Raw genomic sequence first — 18,991 nt, forward strand, 5'->3', positions numbered from 1 at the left:
CCCAATGGCTCAGGCGACGAGGCGCAAGTTTGCCTTCCCCCGTCGCGCGGTCAGCTGCACCTTGGCAAGGCCGGGCACGCTTGCCAAGCGTTCGGCGAGGTCGCCGTCGATAGAAAAGCTTCGCCCCAATCGCATCACAGGCGGGGTCGCATCCCCGGTCAGCAGCGTGGCAATGGCCTCGTCGCCCCCTGCCCCATCCTCGCCGAGCTCAAGCGCGAGCTGGGTCAGCGCATCGACGCTTTCCACCTCGAGCGTGAGCAGCATGGCCATGGAGCCCTTCACCGCCTCCAGCGGCACCGCACCGCGCACGGTAATCCGCGGCGGTTCGTCGGGGCTCGGGCTGTCGAGTTCGACATCGAGCTTCACACAGGTCTGGTTTTCGGCCCATTCGAGGATCCTGTCGACCAGCCCCTCTTCGAAACAGGCGGCGCTGAACTGGCCCGACGCGTCGGAAAAATCGGCGCGGATGAAGGGTTTGCCGCGCTTGGTCGTGCCCTTGCTCGCGCCTTCGACCTGCACCGCCATGACCGCGCCCATGCGCCCGCCGCCCGGCACACCGCCCGCCATCAGCGAGGCGTGCGAACGGGCGCCCTGCGCGCTGGCGATCTCGCGATAGGCGGCCGTCGCGTGTTCCTTGAAGGAGAAGCCCAGGTTCTCCTTCTCGCGGCTGCGCGCCTCGCTGAGCGACCAGTCTTCGGCATCCTTCAGCCGCAGCGTATCCTCGACCGCGGCATCCTCTCCGCCGAACAGCCCCGCCTGCCCGCTCGACCGCTCGCGCTCGGCCGCATCGGCGACTGCTAGCAGCATGTCGGTATTGGCCATCAGCCTGGCGCGGTTGGGCTCGAATTCGTCCAAGGCGCCTGCGCTGATCAGCGCTTCGAGCTGGCGCGAATTCATCGAGCCCTTGGGGAGGCGTTCGAACAGACCCTTCAGGCTTTCGAACTTGCCCGCCGCTTCTCGCTCCTCGACGATCGCTTCCATCGCGCGCTCGCCGACATTGCGAATGCCCGCCAGCGCATAGCGCACAGCATAGCCGTCGTCAGTCTGCTCGACCGTATATTCGGCCTCCGAATGGTTGAGCGAAGGCGGCAGGACCGTGATCCCGCCGCGCCGCGCATCGTCGACGAAGATCGCCAGCTTTTCCGACTGGTGCATGTCGAAGCACATCGAGGCGGCGTAGAATTCCTCCGGGTAATGCGCCTTGAGCCAGGCGGTCTGGTAGGCGAGCAGCGCATAGGCGGCGGCGTGCGACTTGTTGAAGCCGTAGCCGGCGAACTTGTCGATCAAGTCGAACAGCGCGTTGGCCTCGTTCTTCTCGATGCCCGAGACTTCCTTGCACCCTTCGACGAAACGGGTGCGCTGGATGTCCATCTCCGCCTGCACCTTCTTGCCCATCGCACGGCGCAGCAGGTCGGCGTCGCCGAGCGAGTAGCCGGCGAGAATCTGTGCGGCCTGCATGACCTGTTCCTGGTAGACGAAGATGCCGTAGGTCTCGGCGAGGATGCCTTCGAGTTTGGCGTGCGGATATTCGATTTCGACTTCGCCCGCCTTGCGCTTGCCGAACAGCGGGATGTTGTCCATCGGGCCCGGGCGATAGAGCGAGACGAGCGCGATGATGTCGCCGAAATTGGTCGGCTTCACCGCAGTCAGCGTGCGCCGCATGCCTTCGGATTCGAGCTGAAAGACGCCGACCGTGTTGCCCGCCTTCATCAGCTCGTAGACCTTCGGATCGTCGAGCGGCAGCTGCGAGAGGTCGATATCGATCTCGCGTCGCTTGAGGAGGTCGACCGCCTTCTTGAGCACCGATAGCGTCTTGAGCCCGAGGAAGTCGAACTTGACGAGGCCGGAGCTCTCGACATTCTTCATGTCGTATTGCGTCACCGGCATGTCCGAGCGCGGATCGCGGTATAGCGGGACGAGCTTGGCGAGCGGGCGATCGCCGATCACCACGCCCGCCGCGTGGGTCGAGCTGTTGCGCGGGAAACCTTCTAGCTGCATCGCCAGATCGACGAGGCGTTTCACCTCGTTGTCATTGTCGTATTCGCGCTTGAAGTCCGCCGCCCCGTTCAATGCACGCGGCAGGGTCCACGGATCGGTCGGATGGTTGGGCACCATCTTACAGAGGCGATCGACATGGCCGTAGCTCATCTGGAGGATGCGGCCCGTATCGCGCAGCACGGCGCGCGCTTTCAGCTTACCGAAAGTGATGATCTGCGCGACGTGGTCGTGTCCGTATTTCTGCTGGACGTAGCGGATCACCTCGCCGCGCCGCGTTTCGCAGAAGTCGATGTCGAAGTCGGGCATTGAAACGCGTTCCGGATTGAGGAAGCGTTCAAACAGCAGGCCCAGCTGGATCGGGTCGAGATCGGTGATGGTCAGCGCCCAGGCGACCAGGCTGCCCGCACCCGAACCACGGCCCGGGCCGACAGGGATGTCATGATCCTTGGCCCATTTGATAAAGTCGGCAACGATCAGGAAGTAGCCGGGGAAGCCCATCTGGTTGATGATGTCGACTTCGAATTTCAACCGGTCGAAATAGACCTTGCGATCTTCGTCGCTCATCTCGCCATAGGGTTCGAGCCGCGCTTCGAGGCCCTTGCGCGCGTCTTCCTCCAGCATGCGCGCCTCGCCTTCGAGATCGCCCGCAAGGCTTGGCAGAATGGGATCGCGATAGGGCGGTGCGTAAGCGCAGCGTTGAGCGACCACCAGCGTGTTCTCCACCGCTTCGGGCAGATCGTCGAAGGCCTCCTCCATCATGTGGTAGGTCTTGACGTAGCTTTCGGGATTGGACCGGGCACGCTCCTCCGCATCGATATGCGTCGAGCCGGCGATGCACAGCATGGCGTCGTGCGCCTTATGCATATGCGGCTCGGCAAAATTGGCCGGATTTGTCGCCACTAGCGGCAGGTCGCGCGCATAGGCGAGCTCGACCAGCGCGGCCTCGGCGCGCTCCTCCACATCGTTTCCACGGCGCGCCAGTTCGACATAGAGTCGGTCAGGGAAAAGGCCCTGCAGGCGGTCGAGCAGCGCCTCGGCATGGCTCTGCTGACCCTCGGCGAGCAGCTTGGTCAGCGCCCCTTCGCTCGCCCCGGTAAAGGCGATCAGCCCGTCGGTATGGCCGTCGAAATCCGCCATGGCGACATGCGGCTCGTATTCCAGCGGGCGCTCGAGATGCGCATTTGAGACGAGATGGCAGAGATTGTCGTAACCCGCCTCGTCCTGGGCATAGAGCGGCAGGTAGTCGACCTGCTTGCCTTCCTTGTCGCGCGCCACGCCAAGCAGGGTCCCGATGATCGGCTGGATGCCTTCTGCCTTACACGCATTGGCGAACATCACCGCGCCATAAAGGCCGTTGCGGTCGGCAATCGCGATCGCCGGAAAGCCGCGCTCCTTCGCCAGCTTCGCCATCGCCTTGGGATCGATCGCGCCCTCCAGCATCGTATAGGCCGACAGAATACGGAACGGGACGAAAGGCTTGAACGACATCGGGACAATATGCGGAGGGATGGGGGATTCGCCAAGCCGCCGACCCAGTCCTTTCCTCCACTGCGTCATCCCTGCGCGTGCAGGGATCCAGATAACGCCGGCGGGTCGCCAGACGCGAGCCTATCTAGGCCCCTGCCTGCGCAGGGGCGACGGCCATCGAGCAGAGACTACAGCAGCTTTTCGATATCCTTGGCGATCGTCTTGGGCGCATCGGCGGGGCCGTAGCGCTTCACCACATTGCCCTCGCGGTCGATGAGGAATTTGGTGAAGTTCCACTTGATCGCGCGCGAGCCCATCAGGCCCGGCTTTTCCGCCTTCATCCAGTCGAACAGCGGGCTGGCATCCTCGCCATTGACGTTGACCTTGGCCATCAGCGGAAATGTGAGGCCGAAATTGACCTTGCAGAATTCGGCGATCTCGTCCGCATCGCCCGGTTCCTGATTGCCGAACTGGTTGCAAGGGAAGGCGAGGACCTCGAAGCCCTTGTCCTTGTAATCCTGAAACAGCTCTTCCAGTCCGTCATACTGCGGGGTGAACCCGCACTTGCTTGCGGTGTTCACCACCAGCAGCACCTTGCCGAGCTTTTCCGACAGGTCGAGCTGGTCGCCCGTGTTGGTGTCGACGGTGAAATCGGCGATGGTCGTCATGGGCGCGCTATTCCTTGCGGCGGTAGATATAATCGAAAGCGTCGGACCACGTCCGGCCGTGATCCGCGCTTGCCTGCCCGTATTGTCGCACGCTGCCGTCCTCTTCAAGAGTATAGGTCATCCGCACGAGCATCCGGTCACCCTCCGCATTCCGGCCCCAATAGCCGGTCAGCACCATGCCGCCATCGACCGCCCCGCCATCGAAGAAGACGCGGCCGGGCGAACCGCCGACCCATAGCTGATGCCAGCCGCCGGTTTGCGGATCATAGGCGCTCAGACTTGAGCCGCCACGCCCTTGAAATGGCATCCAGGTCTCACGGATCGCGCAGCCCGCACTGACCTTTTCGATCCTGCTGTTCGCAACCTGCTGGTCCCCGCCATTGGGAAACACATCCCATTCGCCGACCCAGAAATCGAAGGCTTTGTGGTTCACGCCTTCACAGGCTGGTGGCGGCGTGGGCGCAGCGGCAGGCGCGGTGGCTTGCGCAACGGCAAGCGCGAAAGCGGCGGTCAGCATGGTCGGTTCTCCCCTGATGCCGCCACCTTGCGTCGGTAGGGCGGATCGGGCGACCCGCTATCGACGAAAAAACGACCCCATCCTACGAGCGGGGGAAGTCGTCGCGCTGCGATAGGCTTGCCACCTCGTCGGCGTGATACTCTCGGTCACCGGCCTTTTCGATGTAGTAATCGGCGCGTTCGTGCTCCGGCATCAGCATCATGTGCCGGATGAGATCGGCGAACGTGCCGGAGCGCAGCCCTTTGGCGGAATCGAGCACACCATCGCCGTCGTCCTTTCGATGCAGGCTGGCACGGTCGTCCCACTCTATGCCCTCCTGGTGCGTGTTTTCGCCTCGGTAGGTACTCGGATGATCGGTCATGCAAATCTCCTTCGACCAACCAACGGGCGAGAGCGCATCCGGGTCCGCTATTCGAGATGGCCTTCGTGCAGCCGCACCACGCGGTCCATCTTTTTTGCCAGGCGCTCGTTATGCGTCGCGATCAGCGCCGCGCTGCCCTCCCCGCGTACCAGCGCGAGGAACTCCGCGAGCACCCTGTCGGACGTCGCCTCGTCGAGATTGCCGGTGGGTTCGTCGGCCAGCACGAGATCGGGCTTGTTGGCGAGCCCGCGCGCGACGGCCACGCGCTGCTGCTCGCCGCCCGAAAGCTGGCTCGGCCTATGGTCGAGCCGATGTTCGAGGCCCAGCGCGACGAGCAGCTGTTCGGCGCGCGCCTCGGCCTCGGCGCGCGGCCTGCCGGCGACGAGTTGCGGCAGGATCACATTCTCGCGCGCGTCGAAATCGGGCAGCAGATGGTGGAACTGGTAAACGAAGCCCAGATGCTCGCGCCGCAGCACGGTGCGGGCGCGCGAATCCGATTTTTCGGCGGAATGGCCCGCGATGACGATCTCGCCCCCGAACCCGCCTTCGAGCAGGCCGACCGCCTGCAACAAGGTCGATTTGCCCGAGCCCGATGGGCCCAGCAGCGCGACGATTTCGCCCGGCTTGATCGCGAGATCGACGCCGCGCAGCACGTCGATGCGCACGCCGCCCTGCTCGAAGCTGCGGGTGAGGCCCTTGAGCTCGACCACCGGTTCGATGCCCGTGTCACTCATAGCGCAGCACCTGGACCGGATCGGTGCTCGCCGCCTTCCACGCCGGATACAGTGTCGCGAGGAAACTCAGCACGAGCGCTAGCAGAACGATCAGCGCCACTTCGACCGGATCGGTCTTGGACGGCAGCATGGTGAGAAAGCGCACCTGCGGGTCCCATAACTCGACCCCCGTCAGATAGCCGATGCCGGTGACGATCTGCTGGCGGAAGCCAAGGATCAGGAAGCCCAGCACCAGGCCCGCCACGGTCCCGATGGCCCCGACGGTGAAGCCGGTAGTGACGAAAATCTTCATCAGGCTTGCGCGGGTCGCCCCCATGGTGCGCATAATCGCGATATCGCGCGTCTTGGCGCGCACCAGCATGACCAAGCTCGAAAGAATATTGAAAGCTGCCACCAAGACCATGAAACTCAGCGCGAAAGCCATGGCAACGCGTTCGACCTGAAGCGCTTCGAATAGCGTCGAATTGATGGTTTTCCAGTCGGACACGACCGCCCTGCCCTGAACCGCGCGTTGCACCGGATCGAGGATTTCGCCGACCTCGTCGGCGTCTTCCACCGTGACCTCGATCATGCCCACCGTATCCCCGATCAGCAGAAGCGTCTGGGCATCCTGCATCGGCATGACCACGAAGGCCCCGTCGTAATCGTAGACGCCGACCTCGAAGATCGCGGCGACTTCGTAACCGACCTGCCGGGGAACCGTGCCGAATGGTGTAGAGCGGCCCTGCGGGTTGATGATGGTGATCGTGTCGCCCACCCGCGCGCCGATATTCTCGGCAAGGCGGACGCCGATCGCGACCTTGCTCGCGCCGGGCTGCAGCGCATCGAAATTGCCGCTGATCGCCTTGGTCGAGAGGTCCTGGAGGTCCTGCGGCGTATTCCCGCGCACCAGGATCGCCTCGACCCGGCCGTTGAAGCTCGTCAGCAGCGGTTGCTCTATCAGCGGCGAGGCGCTGACTACGCCCGGCGTTTCCTCGACCCGTGCGAGGACATTTTCCCAATCGTCGAGCCGGCCGCCATAGGCCTGGACGATCGCATGGCCGTTGAGGCCGACGATCTTGTCGAGCAGTTCGGCGCGAAAGCCGTTCATCACGCTCATCACCACGACCAGCATCGCAACCGAGAGCATAACCACGCCGATCGAAATGCTCGCGACCAGCGCAATGAATGCCTCGCCCTTGCCCGGGAGCAAGTAGCGTTTGGCGATGGTCCATTCGAAGGGAGAGAGGATCAAGACGGCCCTTGTGTCTTTCGGTGCGTTGCGAGGGCGTTTAGGCAGCCGAAGCTTGCCGTGCAATGAAATCGTGTCATCCAGTCGGGGGGCATCCGTCGCTCTACCCTTGTAATCCGCGCGTAACATCGCCATTGGGGCGCCCATCCCGATCAGTCGCCGCGGACAGGCCATTCGATGAACCTCACCCACCCGTTTCTCGACGAGGATGGCGACAAGCTGCGCGAGGAGTGCGGCGTGTTCGGCGCTGTCAATGCAACCGATGCGGCAGCCGCGACCGCGCTCGGCCTTCACGCGCTGCAGCACCGCGGGCAGGAAGCCGCCGGCATCACCAGCTTCGATGGTACGGAATTCTACACCCGCCGCGGCCTTGGCCATGTGGCGGAGAATTTCTCCTCGCAAGAGGCTATCGCGGAACTGCCTGGAATGATGGCCGCGGGTCATGTCCGTTACTCGACCACCGGCGGTGCGGGCCTGCGCAACGTCCAGCCGCTCTATGCCGACCTGGCCAGCGGCGGATTCGCGGTCGCCCATAATGGCAATATCTCGAATGCAGGTATGCTGCGCGACGATCTTGTACGACGCGGGTCGATCTTCCAGTCGACCAGCGATACCGAGGTCATCATCCACCTCGTCGCGACCAGCCGCTATCCCACGATCATGGACCGGCTGATCGACGCGCTGCGCCTGCTCGAAGGGGCCTATGCGCTGATCGTGATGACGCCCGAGGGCATGATCGCCTGCCGCGATCCGCTGGGCATACGCCCCTTGCAGATGGGCCGGATCGGCGATGCCACCGTCTTCGCGTCGGAAACCGTGGCCTTCGACGTGGTCGGGGCGCAGTTCGTCCGCCAGGTCGAACCGGGCGAAGTCATCAAGGTCGATTTCGACGGCAATGTCGATTCGCTTCATCCTTTTGGCGATCATGCGCCGCGTCCCTGTATCTTCGAACACGTCTATTTCAGCCGCCCGGATTCGGTATTCGACGGGCGCAACATCTACGAGGCACGCAAGGCCATCGGCGCCGAGCTGGCCCGCGAAAAGCCGGTCGAAGCCGATCTCGTCATTCCGGTGCCGGACAGCGGCGTACCCGCTGCGATCGGCTATGCGCAGGAATCGGGCATTCCCTTCGAGCTTGGCATTATCCGCTCACACTATGTCGGGCGCACCTTCATTCAGCCTTCGGACGGCGCGCGCCACGCAGGCGTCAAGCGCAAGCACAATGCCAATCGCGCCCTGGTCGAAGGTAAGCGGATCGTGCTGATCGACGATTCGATCGTGCGCGGCACCACGAGCATGCAAATCGTCGAGATGATGCGCGATGCCGGGGCTACCGAAGTTCATTTCCGGGTGGCAAGCCCGCCTACCGCGCATAGCTGTTTCTACGGCGTCGACACGCCAGAGCGCTCCAAGCTGCTCGCCGCGCGCATGGATGTCGAACCGATGCGCGAGTTCATCAGGGCCGACAGCCTCGCTTTCGTCTCGATCGACGGACTGTACCGGGCAGTTGGCGAAAAGCCGCGCAATTCCGGGTGCCCGCAATTCTGCGACGCCTGTTTCACCGGGGATTATCCGACCTCGCTGACGGACATGACGCGGTGAGAGGACAAGCAACACAAACTCGCATTTCCTTCCGAACAGGTTGCCTGATGACGAAACCGCTCGACAATCGCCTCGCTCTCGTGACCGGGGCGAGCAAGGGGATCGGTGCCGCTACCGCGCGGGCGCTGGCCGCGGCTGGCGCGCATGTGGTGCTGACGGGGCGCGACGTGCGTGCACTCGAAACGGTCGAGGATGCCATTCACGACGCCGGCGGCGCATCGACCATCGCGCCGGTCGACCTGGCTGAAAGCGATGGCATCGCGCGCCTTGCATCGGCCATCGGCGGGCGTTGGGACAAGCTCGATTTTCTGGTGGTTTCTGGGGCATACCTGCCTGCCCTGACGCCGGTCACGCAGATCGACGGCAAGCAGTTAAGCCAGGCGTTGACGGTCAATTTCCTTGCCACGCAGGCGCTGCTGGCCAATTTCGATCCGCTGCTGAAGCGTGCCGATGCGGGCCGCGTCATCGGCCTGACCAGCAGCGTCGGCGCGACACCGCGCGCCTATTGGTCGGCTTATGGCGCCACCAAGGCAGCTTTCGACAACCTGCTGGAAAGCTATGCGCAAGAGGTCGAAAAAGTCTCCAAGGTCCGCGTCGCGCTGATCGATCCCGGGGCGACCCGCACTGCCATGCGTGCCAAGGCCTATCCCGGTGAAGACCCGACGACAGTAAAGGAGCCGGAGGCGGTCGCCGATCGCCTTGTCGAGCTTCTGGTTAACGATTTCGAGGGCTTCCACCGCGAGCGCGTCGAAGGCTAGGTTAACCACGCGCGTTCAGCGCTTTTCAACCCTGATCCCGGCAGAAAGTTCAAATCACCTCGAGCGATCGCGGCTCGACCGGTCGCGGGGTGTATTGAGTCGCATCGATCGAGGAAGGCCGCCTGTCATGATCCATCAATCGAAGGATCGCTACAAACTCGCAGCGCAGGAAGATCGCTGCGCCCCGCGGACCAAGCTGACCATTCCCGGACAGCTGCGGGCCAGCGGCGGACGCGCGTTCCAAACGGTGGTCCACGACCTTTCCATCTCCGGCTTTTCCGCCGCAGCACTCAACCGGATGCACGAAGGTCAGCTGTGCTGGCTGACCCTGCCCGGGCTCGAGTCGCTCCAGGCGCAGGTCGTGTGGTGGGAGAACTGCATGGTCGGCTGCGCCTTCAGCGAGCTGCTGAGCCCGATCGTGCACGACAGCATCCTCGCCCGTTACAGCGGCGAAGGCGCCTACCGCTCCTACTGACGGGGCCGCAGCCCCGCCCGCTCAGTCGTCGAGCGCCGCGGCGATTTTCCCGACCAGCGTGCGGAACCCGGCGCGATGATCGCTGCTGGTCGCGCTCGGCCAGTTGCTGACGATCGCGACGACCAGCTCCTCTTCCGGGACGATAGTGATTGCCTGGCCGAAAATGCCCTGCGCGCCATAGGTATCGCCGGGATAGGTCCACCACTGGTAGCCATAGCCGAAACCCGGCGCTCGCTCACCGAAATCGACCAGTGGCGAACCCGCGTTGGCAAACCAGCCCGCGGGGACAATGCCCTCGCCCCCTTCGAGCGCAAACTGACCCATGCGGGCATAATCGGCCAGGCGCAGCGACAGGCAGCAGCCGCCGATATTGCCGCCGGTGAGGTCCTGCATCCAAAACATGCCGCCCTCGAAGCCCGCAGGCTCGACGATTTTTTGCGCCGCATAGGCCGCCAGCAATTGGCCGGTTGCCTGTTCGACGATCAGGCCGAGCAGATTGGTTTCGAGCGTCTTGTAGACCCATTTCTCGCCCGCGGGTGCCTCGCGTTCCAGCGTGCGGGCATAGGTCACCGCCTGCGATTCGCCCGCCACCGGCGCGATGGCGAGCATTCTGGCGACATCGCTGTTCGGGTCGGTATAGTCCTCGTTCCAGGCGACGCCCGAGGTCATGCTCGCGATTTGGCCGACACTGACCCCGTCATAGGCCGTCCCGGCGAGCGCGGGAATGATCTCGGTCACCGGCGTATCGACGCTGTCGATCGCGCCGTCCTCGATCGCCGCGCCGAGCAGGGTCGAAGTGAAGCTCTTGGCGACCGAGAAGCTGGTCCAGCGGTCATCCGCGCCAAATCCGAGGCCGTACTCCTCGAACACCACTTCGCCGTCCTTGAGCGCCATCACGCCCGCTGCCTGTGTTTGCGCCATATAGGCGCGGATTTCGGCCTGCACATCCGCCGGCAGTGCGCCGGCTGCGCGCGGCAATTCGCGCACCCGATTGGCGGGTGCCACTTCGAGGCCGGGAAACAGCCCCTCCATGTCGCGAAACGCAGCCGAGCGGCGTTCATCGCTCCAGAACAGGATCGAATCGGACGGATCCATGCTCGCCATTTGTTCGGGCATGGATTGCGTGACCGCAGGCGGCGCCGCCGCAACCTCGGGAACGGGCGCGGCATCGTAAGCGGTCGCACACCCTGCCAGCGCCAGCGCCGCAGTCGAAATCCAAAACCCCTTCATTCACTCTCTCCCTGTTTCACCAGCGTGACCTGGTGGACGTCGATCCCGCCCCCGCGGAACCCGCCTTCGCAATACATCAGATAATAGCGCCACAAGTCGCAGAAACGCCTGTCGAAACCCTGCGGCAGGCGCCCTTCGCGTTCCGCCGCGTCGAAATTCTCGCGCCAGCATTTTAGCGTCTCGGCATAGTCGAGGCCGAAATCGCGCTGGTCCTGCCAGATTAGCCCGCGCGCTTCGGCCAGACGGCGAAACTCGCTGGTGCGGATCAGCAATCCACCGGGGAAGATATAGGCCTGGATGAAATCCGCGCTTCTCGCATAGGCTTCGAAGAACTCGTCGCGCATGGAAATGTACTGGATCGCGGCGCGCCCGCCCGGTCTCAGGTTGCGCGCGATGCAGTCCATGAAGGCGGGCCAGTATTCGCGCCCCAGCGCCTCGACCATCTCGACGCTGACGACGGCATCGTAACGCCCTGCGGTATCGCGATAATCCTGCTTGCGAAAATCGACCCCGGGATGGCGTTCGCGCGCCCAGGCGAGTTGCGCGTCGGAAAGGCTGATCGCGGTGACGTCACTGCCGCGTGAGGTCAGCATGGCCGCCAACCCGCCCCAGCCACAACCGATTTCGAGCACGCTGGCGGGATTGCCGAGCCGCAGTGCCAGCGCATCCCACTTGCGTCGCTGTGCCGCCTCCAACCCGTCTTCGGCGACAGCGAGGGCGGAGGAGTAGCTCATCGTCGGATCGAGCCAGGCGGCGTAGAAATCATTGCCCAGATCGTAATGCGCGCTGATATTCTTCTGCGCACCCGAATGCGTGTTGCGGTTGAGCCAATGCGCAAACCGCGCGGCCCAGCGGAACGGGCCATGCGCGCGACCGGTGTCGCCGAGTTCGCTGCCATTGGCCATGAACAGCGCGAACAGCGGCACCGGGTCGGGACTGGCCCACTCGCCCGCCTCCCACGCCTGGTACCAGCCGATCGACCCATTGGTGGCGAGCCGCACAAGCGCATTCCAGCTGCGCAGCTCGACCTGGCAGACGAAACCCGGGGCGCGGCCCCCCAGGGTCCGGCGGCTGCCATCGGGCAGGGTCGCATGGATCGCACCCGTAACCAGCGCTTCGTCGATCCGGTCGAGGATCTTGCCGAAGCCGGGTGCGAACAGGCGCGCGAGGAGCCCCGGCTTGCGGGCGAAGCTTCTCGCTCCGTCCAGAAGGTCGCGTCCGCGCTGGCTTGTCCGCATCTCCATCCCGCTGCCTATGGCGCGCCGGGAAAGGTGCGACAAGTCCGCTACGGTTTGCTGGCCTTGTACGCGTCAAGCGCCCGTTCGCGCGCTTCCTTGTGCCCGATTATCTTGGCCGGATAGTCGCCACGCTTCTCGTCGGGCGGGTCGTGGATTTCGCTGTCGTCCAGTTCGGCAAGCTCGGGAATGTATTCGCGGATGTATCCTGCCGCGTCGAACTTCTCACTCTGCGTGAGCGGGGCCATGATGCGGCTGAACATATTGCTGTCGACGCCGGTGCCCGAAATCCACTGCCAGTTGACGCCGTTATTGCCATAATCCGCATCGACGAGACAGTCCCAGTACCATTGCTCGCCGAAGCGCCAGTCGATCAGCAGGTGCTTCACGAGGAAGCTCGCCGCGATCATCCGCACGCGGTTGTGCATCCAGCCGGTCTGCCACAGCTGGCGCATCCCGGCATCGACGATGGGGTAGCCGGTCATGCCACGCTGCCAGCATTCGAGGTCTTCGCGGATGAGGTGCCCCGCATTGGGGTTCCGCCACAGCCTGCGTTCGTCATAGTCGCGGTAGCTCTCGCGCGGATAGTCGGGAAACTGGTCGATCACGTTCTGCGCATAATCGCGCCAGATGATCTCCTTGGCATAGGTCTTCCAGCCGTCGGAGCGCTTGTCCTTGAGCTTGTGCCAGACCTGCGCGGGGCTGATCTCGCCCCAGTGCAGATGCGGCGACAGGCGCGAGGTGATGTCGTCCGAGGGCAGGTTGCGGCCCTCGTCATACTCGGCGACCTGGTCGGTCCACCAATCCAGGCGCTCATGCGCCGCCGCCTCGCCGAATTCCCAGAAGTCGCGGATGCCGCTTGCCCAATCGGGTTTTGTCGGGAGTAGGCCCCAATCTTCGAGCTTATCGCTTTCAGGCCAGCTATCGGGCGAATGGATCGTCCCGGGTTCGGGCAGCGGATCGCGCGGGGGCATGACCTCGAGCATCGCCTTCGAAAACGGCGTGTAGATCTTGTAGGGATCGCCCGATCCGGTCGTCACGCTGCCCGGGGGGAGCAGGTAATTGCCGTCGTAGAGGCACAGCTTGCGGTCCTCGCCCCCCAAACTCGAAAGTGCATCGCGCAGCTCGTCCTCGGCCTCCTTCCACCACGGCTCGTAATGCCGCATCGCGTGGATGCAGGAGGCCCCCACCTCGTCGGCGATGGATGCGAGAATCTGCGGGGCATGGCCCTTGCGCAGCACGATCTGCGAGCGGCGGCTGCCCAGCGACTTGCCGAGGCTTTGGAGCGAATGGTGCAGCCACACCTTCGAGGCGCCGCCATAGGCATGATCGCCCGCGCGCGCGTCGTCGAGCACATAGACCGGAATGACGGGACCGGCCTGGGCCGCGGCATGGAGCGCGGGCTGGTCGGCCATGCGCAGATCGCGCCGCAGCCAGACGATTTGGGGTGAAGTCATGACGCTCCTCATCCCCTCTTCTTCAGAGGAGGGGCAACGAGACTTGGCTTTGCGCAGCAAACCCTAGTCGCAGTGGGGTGGTGAGAGCGGCACGCGCGGCGCTCGCGCGCCGCCACCACCCCCAACCCCCTCCTCTGAAGAAGAGGGGGCTTTCATGCCGAACCTGCCTACTGCGCCGATAGTTCCTCACATTCCACATCCGGCAGCGCAACGGCGAAACGGTCTCGGGCGCGGGGATCGTAGAATCGCGCATCGCGTAGGATCATCGAGCCGTCGGACGCGCGTTCAGCGAAGGGGGCGCGGGACCAGAAGAGGAAGGCATCGAGTTCACCATTGTCTTTGCGCAGCCGGTTCATGTCGGGCCATGCGCAACGATCTCGGGTAATGCGCTCCATCTTGAAGGTCTTGGGGTCCTTGACCCACCAATCGTTCTCGATTCCGACGATTACCTCGCGCTTCCACGAGAGCAGCGGCATGGGACTTGCGATGGCAATCTGTCCCGGCAGATAGGGTGCGTCGTACCGCGCAGTTCCTGCAAACGACGAAATCACCCCATTCACCCCAATGTACACCAGCGCCACCGCTATCGCCGCACGCGCCGGTCGCTGCCACTCCTCGCCCCGCTTTTCGCGCCGCAGCGAGAACCAGGTCGCGAAGCCCAGCAGCGCCCACAGCCAGACGTCGATGATGAACAGCGTGTCGCCATAATACCATTGCGACGAAAAAGGTTCGAGCAGGCGAATGCCGTAGACGTTGAGCCAGTCGAGCGCCGGGTGGGTCAGGCAGGCGATGAAGCTCAGCAAGTAGAGCCACTTGAGGTCCACCGGCAGCCGTCCAGCTGGCCGCGTGCCACGCTTCGCCTGCCAGCGGTCGAAGCCGTAGAGCAGCCCCGCCAGGACCATCGGCAGAAGCACCCAGGCGATCGGCCCATGGGTGATCCCGCGGCGGAAACCGAGATGCTCGACCCCCTCCAGCCAGAAGAGGCAGGCGGCGTCGACATCGGGAAGGTTCGCGCCGATAATCAGCGCGGGCATGGCAAGCCCGGTCTTCCGCTTGAGCCCCGCCTGTCCGATCAGCGCCCCGACGAGGCTGTGTGTCAAATTGTCCATTGGTGCGCAGCCTTAGTGGCGCACACGCAAATGAAAAGGGCGACGGAGAATGGTCCGTCGCCCGATGGGGTCTCGTGCCGATCCGATCAGAGGTCGAAATTCTCGCCCCGGCGGGCAGCCGTAAACTCGCGGCGGTCGAGATAGGTATCGCCGTCGAGGTCGTAATAGAAGAAACTGTCGGCGGCCTTGTTGATCGTGTCGGCCTTAAGCTCGGGTTGGCCCTGGTCGTTGAGCGCCTCGTTTTGCGGATTGAGCGGGATCGCCCAGATCGCATATTCGGCAACCGAGAGCTGGTCGTCGTCGTTCCGGTCGAGATAACCCCAGGTCATGTTCTCGCGAGCGCGCATGTTGGTGTTAGCCTCGCGCGGCTGCGCGGCGGCCTCTGCCTCTTCGCGATCGGTTTCCGACATGTCCGCGTCATCGCCGGCTTCGTTTACCAACCGCACCTGCTCGCTTACGATCTCGTCGCGATAGGTTCGATATTCGCTACGGAAATCGGGTTCGCTGAATTCGGCGCGACGCTCTGCCGCGTCGTCGGACAGCAGGTAATCCCGCGTCATCGGGTCGTATTCGGCAGTGTCGATCACCTGCTCATCGGCAAGGTCATTGTCGACCACGGGTTCTTCGGCCTCGCCGCAAGCGGCAATCGCGAGGGTCAGAGCGGAAGCAAGAGCGGTCGTCTTGAGCTTAGTCATGTGTTCTCCGTCATTGTCTATCCACCCCCCGCACATCGCGAGGGTATCAGACGAATAACGGGCCCGAGCGGCAATCGGTCCGAAAAAGGCCGAATTGTGGCACGGTGGTGCGTCTAGACCGGATCCTGCGCGGTCCCGTCGACGGTCCAGGTCTGCCCCTTCGCAAGCAGTTTCGCGAGGTTCGCTTCCTTGCCCTCGGTGGCGCGCTCGCGTTCCTCGATCACCTGGCTCTCGAAGGTCGGCTTGGGATCGTCGTAAAGTACGCCGAGCGCCTTGGGGAACGGACCGAAGGGCAGCTCGACCAGCATATGCGCGATCGAACGGTTGGTCACGTCGTGGCGGATGACGCCGGCGGCCTGCCAGTCGCCATCGACTACGTCGACGACCTTGAGCGCGAGCTTCTCGCTGTCGAGCGCGATGCCCTTGGTGCCGTTCGCGAACAGCATCGGTTCGCCGTCTTCCAGCCAGAGCTGAGAATCCTCGGCGCCCTTGGGCGCGGCGAAACCGTCGAATACGTCCTTATTGTAGACGATGCAGTTCTGGTAAATCTCGACGATCGCGGCACCCTGGTGCTTGTGCGCGGCCTTGAGCACTTCGGGCAGCTTCTTCGACACATCGAAGCCGCGCGCCACGAAACGCGCGCCCACGCCCAGCGCGAAGGCGGCAACACGCGTCGGTCGGTCGACCGAACCGGTCGGGGTCGACGGACTCTTGGTGCCGATGCGGCTGGTGGGCGAGGCCTGACCCTTGGTGAGCCCGTAGATCTCATTGTTGAACAGCAGGATCTGCATGTTCACATTGCGTCGAAGAACATGCATCAAGTGATTGCCACCGATGGACAATCCATCGCCGTCGCCGGTCACCAGCCAGATATCGAGATCGGGATTGGCCAGCTTGACGCCGGTCGCCACTGCCGGCGCGCGGCCATGGATGGTGTGGAAGCCGTAGCTCTCGACGTAATAGGGAAAGCGGCTCGAACAGCCGATGCCCGAGATGAACACGGTGTTGGCCGGATCGCAGCCGAGCTGCGGCAGCGTGCGCTGCACAGCCTTGAGGATCGCATAGTCCCCGCAACCCGGGCACCAACGAACCTCCTGGTCGGTTTCCCAGTCCTTGAGCGTGGTTTCGATTTTTACGGGTGCGTTCATAGCTTTACCTCAGCTCGCAAACACGACGGACGATGTCGAAAGTTAGCGCTTCATCAAATTCAACATTAGCGACTTCGAATACAGCTATGTACCCAGCAGAACGCCAAGCCTTCCCTTCATCCTTGCCGCGCTTTCGCATGACTGCAAAGCCATCGCGCCTTAGCGCTTCAACGACCTTCTGAGCTTTCGAATTTCCTGCCGCATAGCCGGGATCGACATACTTGGTCCCGCCATGGACCCAGTAGTCCCATATGCAGGGCAGTGATTTTCCATCAACTTCCGGATGTCGAGGAGCCTCAACCTCAGCAAACCAACTGCCCTGGTTACCTTTTGCCTTAGCTGTCATCACTCAGCCCTCCGTGCTCGGAAGCTGTTGGTCGTTGGCGGGGACCTGCCCGCCTTCGTTGCCGGGGATGTCGTCGAAGAACTTCGCGATGGCCTCTTCGAGTTCAGCGATCTGGAACGGCTGGCCGCTGGTCTTGGTCAGCGGCTGCGCGTCGACGAGGAACTGGTCGCGCAGCACGGTCTTGAACTGGCCGGTGTTCATTTCGGGCACGAGCACATTGTCGAAGCCGCGCAGCAGCTCGCCGAGGTTCTTCGGCAGCGGCCAGATGTGGCGCACGTGGATGTGGCTGACGTCTAACCCCTTGCGGCGCGCGCGGCTGACTGCCTGGTGGATCGGGCCGTAGGTACTGCCCCAGCCCACCACGGCAAGCCTGCCGGTCTTTTCGCCGATCTCGACCTTCTGGTCGCTGACTTGCACACCGAGAACCTTGTCGCGACGGGAATCGGTCATCGCCTGGTGATTGTCCGGCGAATAGTCGATATTGCCGGTGCCCTGCGCTTTCTCGATGCCGCCGATGCGGTGCATCAGGCCGGGCGTGCCGGGCTTGATCCAGGGACGCGCGCCGTGTGCATCGCGGGCGTAGGGCAGCAGCGTGCCGTCGGGCCCGTTGGCCTCCGTGAGAAATTCGGCCGGCATGCGCTCGAAACTTTCCGGATCGGGCACCTTCCAAGGCTCGCTGGCATTGGCGATATAGCCGTCGGTCAGCAGCATGACCGGGGTCATGTATTGCACCGCGATGCGGCACGCCTCGATCGCACATTCGAAAACGTCGGCGGGGCTGCGCGCGGCGATCACCGGCATGGGCGCATCGCCGTTGCGGCCGTAGATCGCCTGGTAGAGGTCGCTCTGTTCGGTCTTGGTCGGTAGGCCGGTACTGGGCCCGCCGCGCTGCGAATTGACGATTACCAGCGGCAGTTCGGTCATGATCGCGAGGCCCATGGCCTCGGTCTTCAAGGCGATGCCCGGGCCCGAGGAGGAGGTCACGCCCAGCTGTCCAGCATAGGAGGCGCCGATCGCGGCGCAGATCGCGGCGATCTCGTCTTCCGCCTGGAAGGTGGTGACGTTGAATTCCTTCATCCGCGCGAGGTGATGCAGGACCGCGCTCGCCGGAGTGATCGGATAGCCGCCGAAGAAGATCGGCAGGCGCAGCAGGCGCGCACCCGCGACGAGGCCCAGCGCGACCGCTTCGGCGCCGGTGATCGTGCGATAGAGCCCCGGCGCGCTGGGCACCGGATCGAGATGCACCTGGCGCAACGGCCCGGCGAGCTCAGCAGTCTCGCCATAGGCATGGCCCGCATCGAGCGCGGCGATATTGGCATCGGCGATCTCGGGCTTGGATTTGAACTTCTGGCGCAGCCAGTCGTGGATCGGCTTGCGGGGCCGGCCGAACATCCACAGCGCAAGGCCGAGCGTCCACATGTTCTTGGACCGCAGCGCATCCTTGTTGCCGAGACCGAACGGCTTGACCGCCTCGATCGTCTTTTCGCTGATGTCGAAGGCGAGCAGGTCGTATTTGGCGAGGCTGCCATCCTCGAGCGGGTTGCTCTCGTATTTGGCTTTGTCGAGATTGCGCTTCGTGAAGGCACCGGTGTCGGCAACGATCAGCCCGCCCGGCTTTACCGCCGAAAGGTTCACCTTGAGCGCGGCCGGGTTCATCGCCACCAGCACGTCGGGCGCATCGCCCGCAGTGTCGATCTCGCGGCTGCCGAAATTGATCTGGAAGGCCGAGACGCCGAATAGCGTGCCCTGCGGCGCGCGGATCTCGGCGGGGAAATCGGGGAAGGTGGCGAGATCGTTGCCGGCCAGCGCGGTGGACAGGGTGAACTGCCCGCCGGTAAGCTGCATCCCGTCGCCGGAATCGCCGGCAAATCGCACGACGATGGCTTCGGGAGCAGCGGTAAGGCCGTCTTTCGGTTGGGTGGCGGCTGTTGCCATCCGTGAATTCCTTGTCTGCACCGTC

At 63.8% G+C, this 18,991-nt stretch carries 17 protein-coding genes; 3 read left to right on the forward strand and 14 right to left on the reverse strand.

Translation table 11 applies throughout. The annotated features are described in order from the left end of the window. Positions 1 to 9: 9 nt before the first annotated feature. The 6 genes from dnaE to ASS64_RS02765 all read right to left on the reverse strand — a co-directional run bounded on the left by dnaE (position 10) and on the right by ASS64_RS02765 (position 6,979). Positions 10 to 3,486, reverse strand: coding sequence for a DNA polymerase III subunit alpha (gene dnaE, locus ASS64_RS02740; RefSeq protein ID WP_067689477.1), 3,477 nt, complete (start codon positions 3,484 to 3,486; stop codon positions 10 to 12). 167 nt (positions 3,487 to 3,653) lie between these two features. Then, positions 3,654 to 4,133 carry a glutathione peroxidase gene (locus ASS64_RS02745; protein WP_067689480.1) on the reverse strand — a complete coding sequence of 160 codons (480 nt, stop codon included), beginning with the start codon at positions 4,131 to 4,133 and terminating at the stop codon, positions 3,654 to 3,656. Positions 4,134 to 4,140: 7 nt separating this feature from the next. Then, the gene (locus ASS64_RS02750; protein ID WP_067689482.1) at positions 4,141 to 4,650 is read right to left on the reverse strand and encodes a hypothetical protein; all 510 of its coding nucleotides are present in this window, start codon (positions 4,648 to 4,650) and stop codon (positions 4,141 to 4,143) included. 82 nt (positions 4,651 to 4,732) lie between these two features. Then, complete coding sequence (locus tag ASS64_RS02755; RefSeq protein ID WP_067689485.1) at positions 4,733 to 5,011, reverse strand: hypothetical protein; 279 nt, start codon at positions 5,009 to 5,011, stop codon at positions 4,733 to 4,735. Positions 5,012 to 5,058: 47 nt separating this feature from the next. Further along, on the reverse strand, positions 5,059 to 5,745 hold the full coding sequence (locus ASS64_RS02760; protein WP_067689488.1) for an ABC transporter ATP-binding protein: 687 nt from the start codon (positions 5,743 to 5,745) through the stop codon (positions 5,059 to 5,061). After that, the gene (locus tag ASS64_RS02765; protein WP_067690356.1) at positions 5,738 to 6,979 is read right to left on the reverse strand and encodes a lipoprotein-releasing ABC transporter permease subunit; all 1,242 of its coding nucleotides are present in this window, start codon (positions 6,977 to 6,979) and stop codon (positions 5,738 to 5,740) included. Before ASS64_RS02765 ends, ASS64_RS02760 begins: the two co-directional genes overlap by 8 nt. Positions 6,980 to 7,153: 174 nt before the next feature. Between ASS64_RS02765 and purF the strand changes: the two genes are divergently transcribed. From purF to ASS64_RS02780, 3 genes are all read left to right on the forward strand, one after another. Further along, positions 7,154 to 8,578 (forward strand): amidophosphoribosyltransferase, encoded by a 1,425-nt coding sequence (purF, locus tag ASS64_RS02770; RefSeq protein ID WP_067689491.1) that lies wholly within the window; start codon positions 7,154 to 7,156, stop codon positions 8,576 to 8,578. A 47-nt stretch (positions 8,579 to 8,625) separates the two neighbouring features. Then, a complete protein-coding gene (locus tag ASS64_RS02775) occupies positions 8,626 to 9,336 on the forward strand; it encodes an SDR family NAD(P)-dependent oxidoreductase (protein ID WP_067689495.1) in 711 nt (236 codons plus the stop codon). Between the two features lie 127 nt (positions 9,337 to 9,463). Continuing rightward, the gene (locus ASS64_RS02780; RefSeq protein WP_067689498.1) at positions 9,464 to 9,811 is read left to right on the forward strand and encodes a PilZ domain-containing protein; all 348 of its coding nucleotides are present in this window, start codon (positions 9,464 to 9,466) and stop codon (positions 9,809 to 9,811) included. A 21-nt stretch (positions 9,812 to 9,832) separates the two neighbouring features. Here the strand turns inward: ASS64_RS02780 and ASS64_RS02785 are convergent, their stop codons facing one another. From ASS64_RS02785 to ASS64_RS02815, 8 genes are all read right to left on the reverse strand, one after another. Beyond that, a complete protein-coding gene (locus ASS64_RS02785; RefSeq protein ID WP_067689501.1) occupies positions 9,833 to 11,041 on the reverse strand; it encodes a serine hydrolase in 1,209 nt (402 codons plus the stop codon). After that, complete coding sequence (locus ASS64_RS02790; RefSeq protein WP_067689504.1) at positions 11,038 to 12,285, reverse strand: cyclopropane-fatty-acyl-phospholipid synthase family protein; 1,248 nt, start codon at positions 12,283 to 12,285, stop codon at positions 11,038 to 11,040. Before ASS64_RS02790 ends, ASS64_RS02785 begins: the two co-directional genes overlap by 4 nt. A gap of 41 nt (positions 12,286 to 12,326) precedes the next feature. Next, positions 12,327 to 13,733, reverse strand: coding sequence for a deoxyribodipyrimidine photo-lyase (locus ASS64_RS02795; RefSeq protein WP_067689507.1), 1,407 nt, complete (start codon positions 13,731 to 13,733; stop codon positions 12,327 to 12,329). Positions 13,734 to 13,900: 167 nt separating this feature from the next. Further along, positions 13,901 to 14,842, reverse strand: coding sequence for a metal-dependent hydrolase (locus ASS64_RS02800; protein WP_067689511.1), 942 nt, complete (start codon positions 14,840 to 14,842; stop codon positions 13,901 to 13,903). 86 nt (positions 14,843 to 14,928) lie between these two features. Beyond that, on the reverse strand, positions 14,929 to 15,537 hold the full coding sequence (locus ASS64_RS02805) for a hypothetical protein (protein ID WP_067689514.1): 609 nt from the start codon (positions 15,535 to 15,537) through the stop codon (positions 14,929 to 14,931). A gap of 113 nt (positions 15,538 to 15,650) precedes the next feature. Next, positions 15,651 to 16,685, reverse strand: a complete 1,035-nt coding sequence (locus ASS64_RS02810) for a 2-oxoacid:ferredoxin oxidoreductase subunit beta (protein ID WP_067689517.1) — start codon at positions 16,683 to 16,685, stop codon at positions 15,651 to 15,653. Between the two features lie 4 nt (positions 16,686 to 16,689). Further along, a complete protein-coding gene (locus ASS64_RS16595; protein WP_157075055.1) occupies positions 16,690 to 17,031 on the reverse strand; it encodes a hypothetical protein in 342 nt (113 codons plus the stop codon). 3 nt (positions 17,032 to 17,034) lie between these two features. Further along, positions 17,035 to 18,966 (reverse strand): 2-oxoacid:acceptor oxidoreductase subunit alpha, encoded by a 1,932-nt coding sequence (locus ASS64_RS02815; RefSeq protein WP_067689521.1) that lies wholly within the window; start codon positions 18,964 to 18,966, stop codon positions 17,035 to 17,037. Between the last annotated feature and the right edge of the window lie 25 nt (positions 18,967 to 18,991).

It is taken from the genome of Erythrobacter sp. AP23, assembly GCF_001542855.1.
In the GTDB taxonomy this organism is placed as follows: Bacteria; Pseudomonadota; Alphaproteobacteria; order Sphingomonadales; family Sphingomonadaceae; genus Qipengyuania.

Excerpts from the sequence above, each read along its gene's own strand:
- dnaE (WP_067689477.1), bottom strand. The coding sequence starts at position 3,486 with ATGTCGTTCAAGCCTTTCGTCCCGTTCCGTATTCTGTCGGCCTATACG.
- ASS64_RS02745 (WP_067689480.1), bottom strand. The coding sequence starts at position 4,133 with ATGACGACCATCGCCGATTTCACCGTCGACACCAACACGGGCGACCAG.
- ASS64_RS02750 (WP_067689482.1), bottom strand. The coding sequence starts at position 4,650 with ATGCTGACCGCCGCTTTCGCGCTTGCCGTTGCGCAAGCCACCGCGCCT.
- ASS64_RS02755 (WP_067689485.1), bottom strand. The coding sequence starts at position 5,011 with ATGACCGATCATCCGAGTACCTACCGAGGCGAAAACACGCACCAGGAG.
- ASS64_RS02760 (WP_067689488.1), bottom strand. The coding sequence starts at position 5,745 with ATGAGTGACACGGGCATCGAACCGGTGGTCGAGCTCAAGGGCCTCACC.
- purF (WP_067689491.1), top strand. The coding sequence starts at position 7,154 with ATGAACCTCACCCACCCGTTTCTCGACGAGGATGGCGACAAGCTGCGC.
- ASS64_RS02775 (WP_067689495.1), top strand. The coding sequence starts at position 8,626 with ATGACGAAACCGCTCGACAATCGCCTCGCTCTCGTGACCGGGGCGAGC.
- ASS64_RS02780 (WP_067689498.1), top strand. The coding sequence starts at position 9,464 with ATGATCCATCAATCGAAGGATCGCTACAAACTCGCAGCGCAGGAAGAT.
- ASS64_RS02785 (WP_067689501.1), bottom strand. The coding sequence starts at position 11,041 with ATGAAGGGGTTTTGGATTTCGACTGCGGCGCTGGCGCTGGCAGGGTGT.
- ASS64_RS02790 (WP_067689504.1), bottom strand. The coding sequence starts at position 12,285 with ATGGAGATGCGGACAAGCCAGCGCGGACGCGACCTTCTGGACGGAGCG.
- ASS64_RS02795 (WP_067689507.1), bottom strand. The coding sequence starts at position 13,733 with ATGACTTCACCCCAAATCGTCTGGCTGCGGCGCGATCTGCGCATGGCC.
- ASS64_RS02800 (WP_067689511.1), bottom strand. The coding sequence starts at position 14,842 with ATGGACAATTTGACACACAGCCTCGTCGGGGCGCTGATCGGACAGGCG.
- ASS64_RS02805 (WP_067689514.1), bottom strand. The coding sequence starts at position 15,537 with ATGACTAAGCTCAAGACGACCGCTCTTGCTTCCGCTCTGACCCTCGCG.
- ASS64_RS02810 (WP_067689517.1), bottom strand. The coding sequence starts at position 16,685 with ATGAACGCACCCGTAAAAATCGAAACCACGCTCAAGGACTGGGAAACC.
- ASS64_RS16595 (WP_157075055.1), bottom strand. The coding sequence starts at position 17,031 with ATGACAGCTAAGGCAAAAGGTAACCAGGGCAGTTGGTTTGCTGAGGTT.
- ASS64_RS02815 (WP_067689521.1), bottom strand. The coding sequence starts at position 18,966 with ATGGCAACAGCCGCCACCCAACCGAAAGACGGCCTTACCGCTGCTCCC.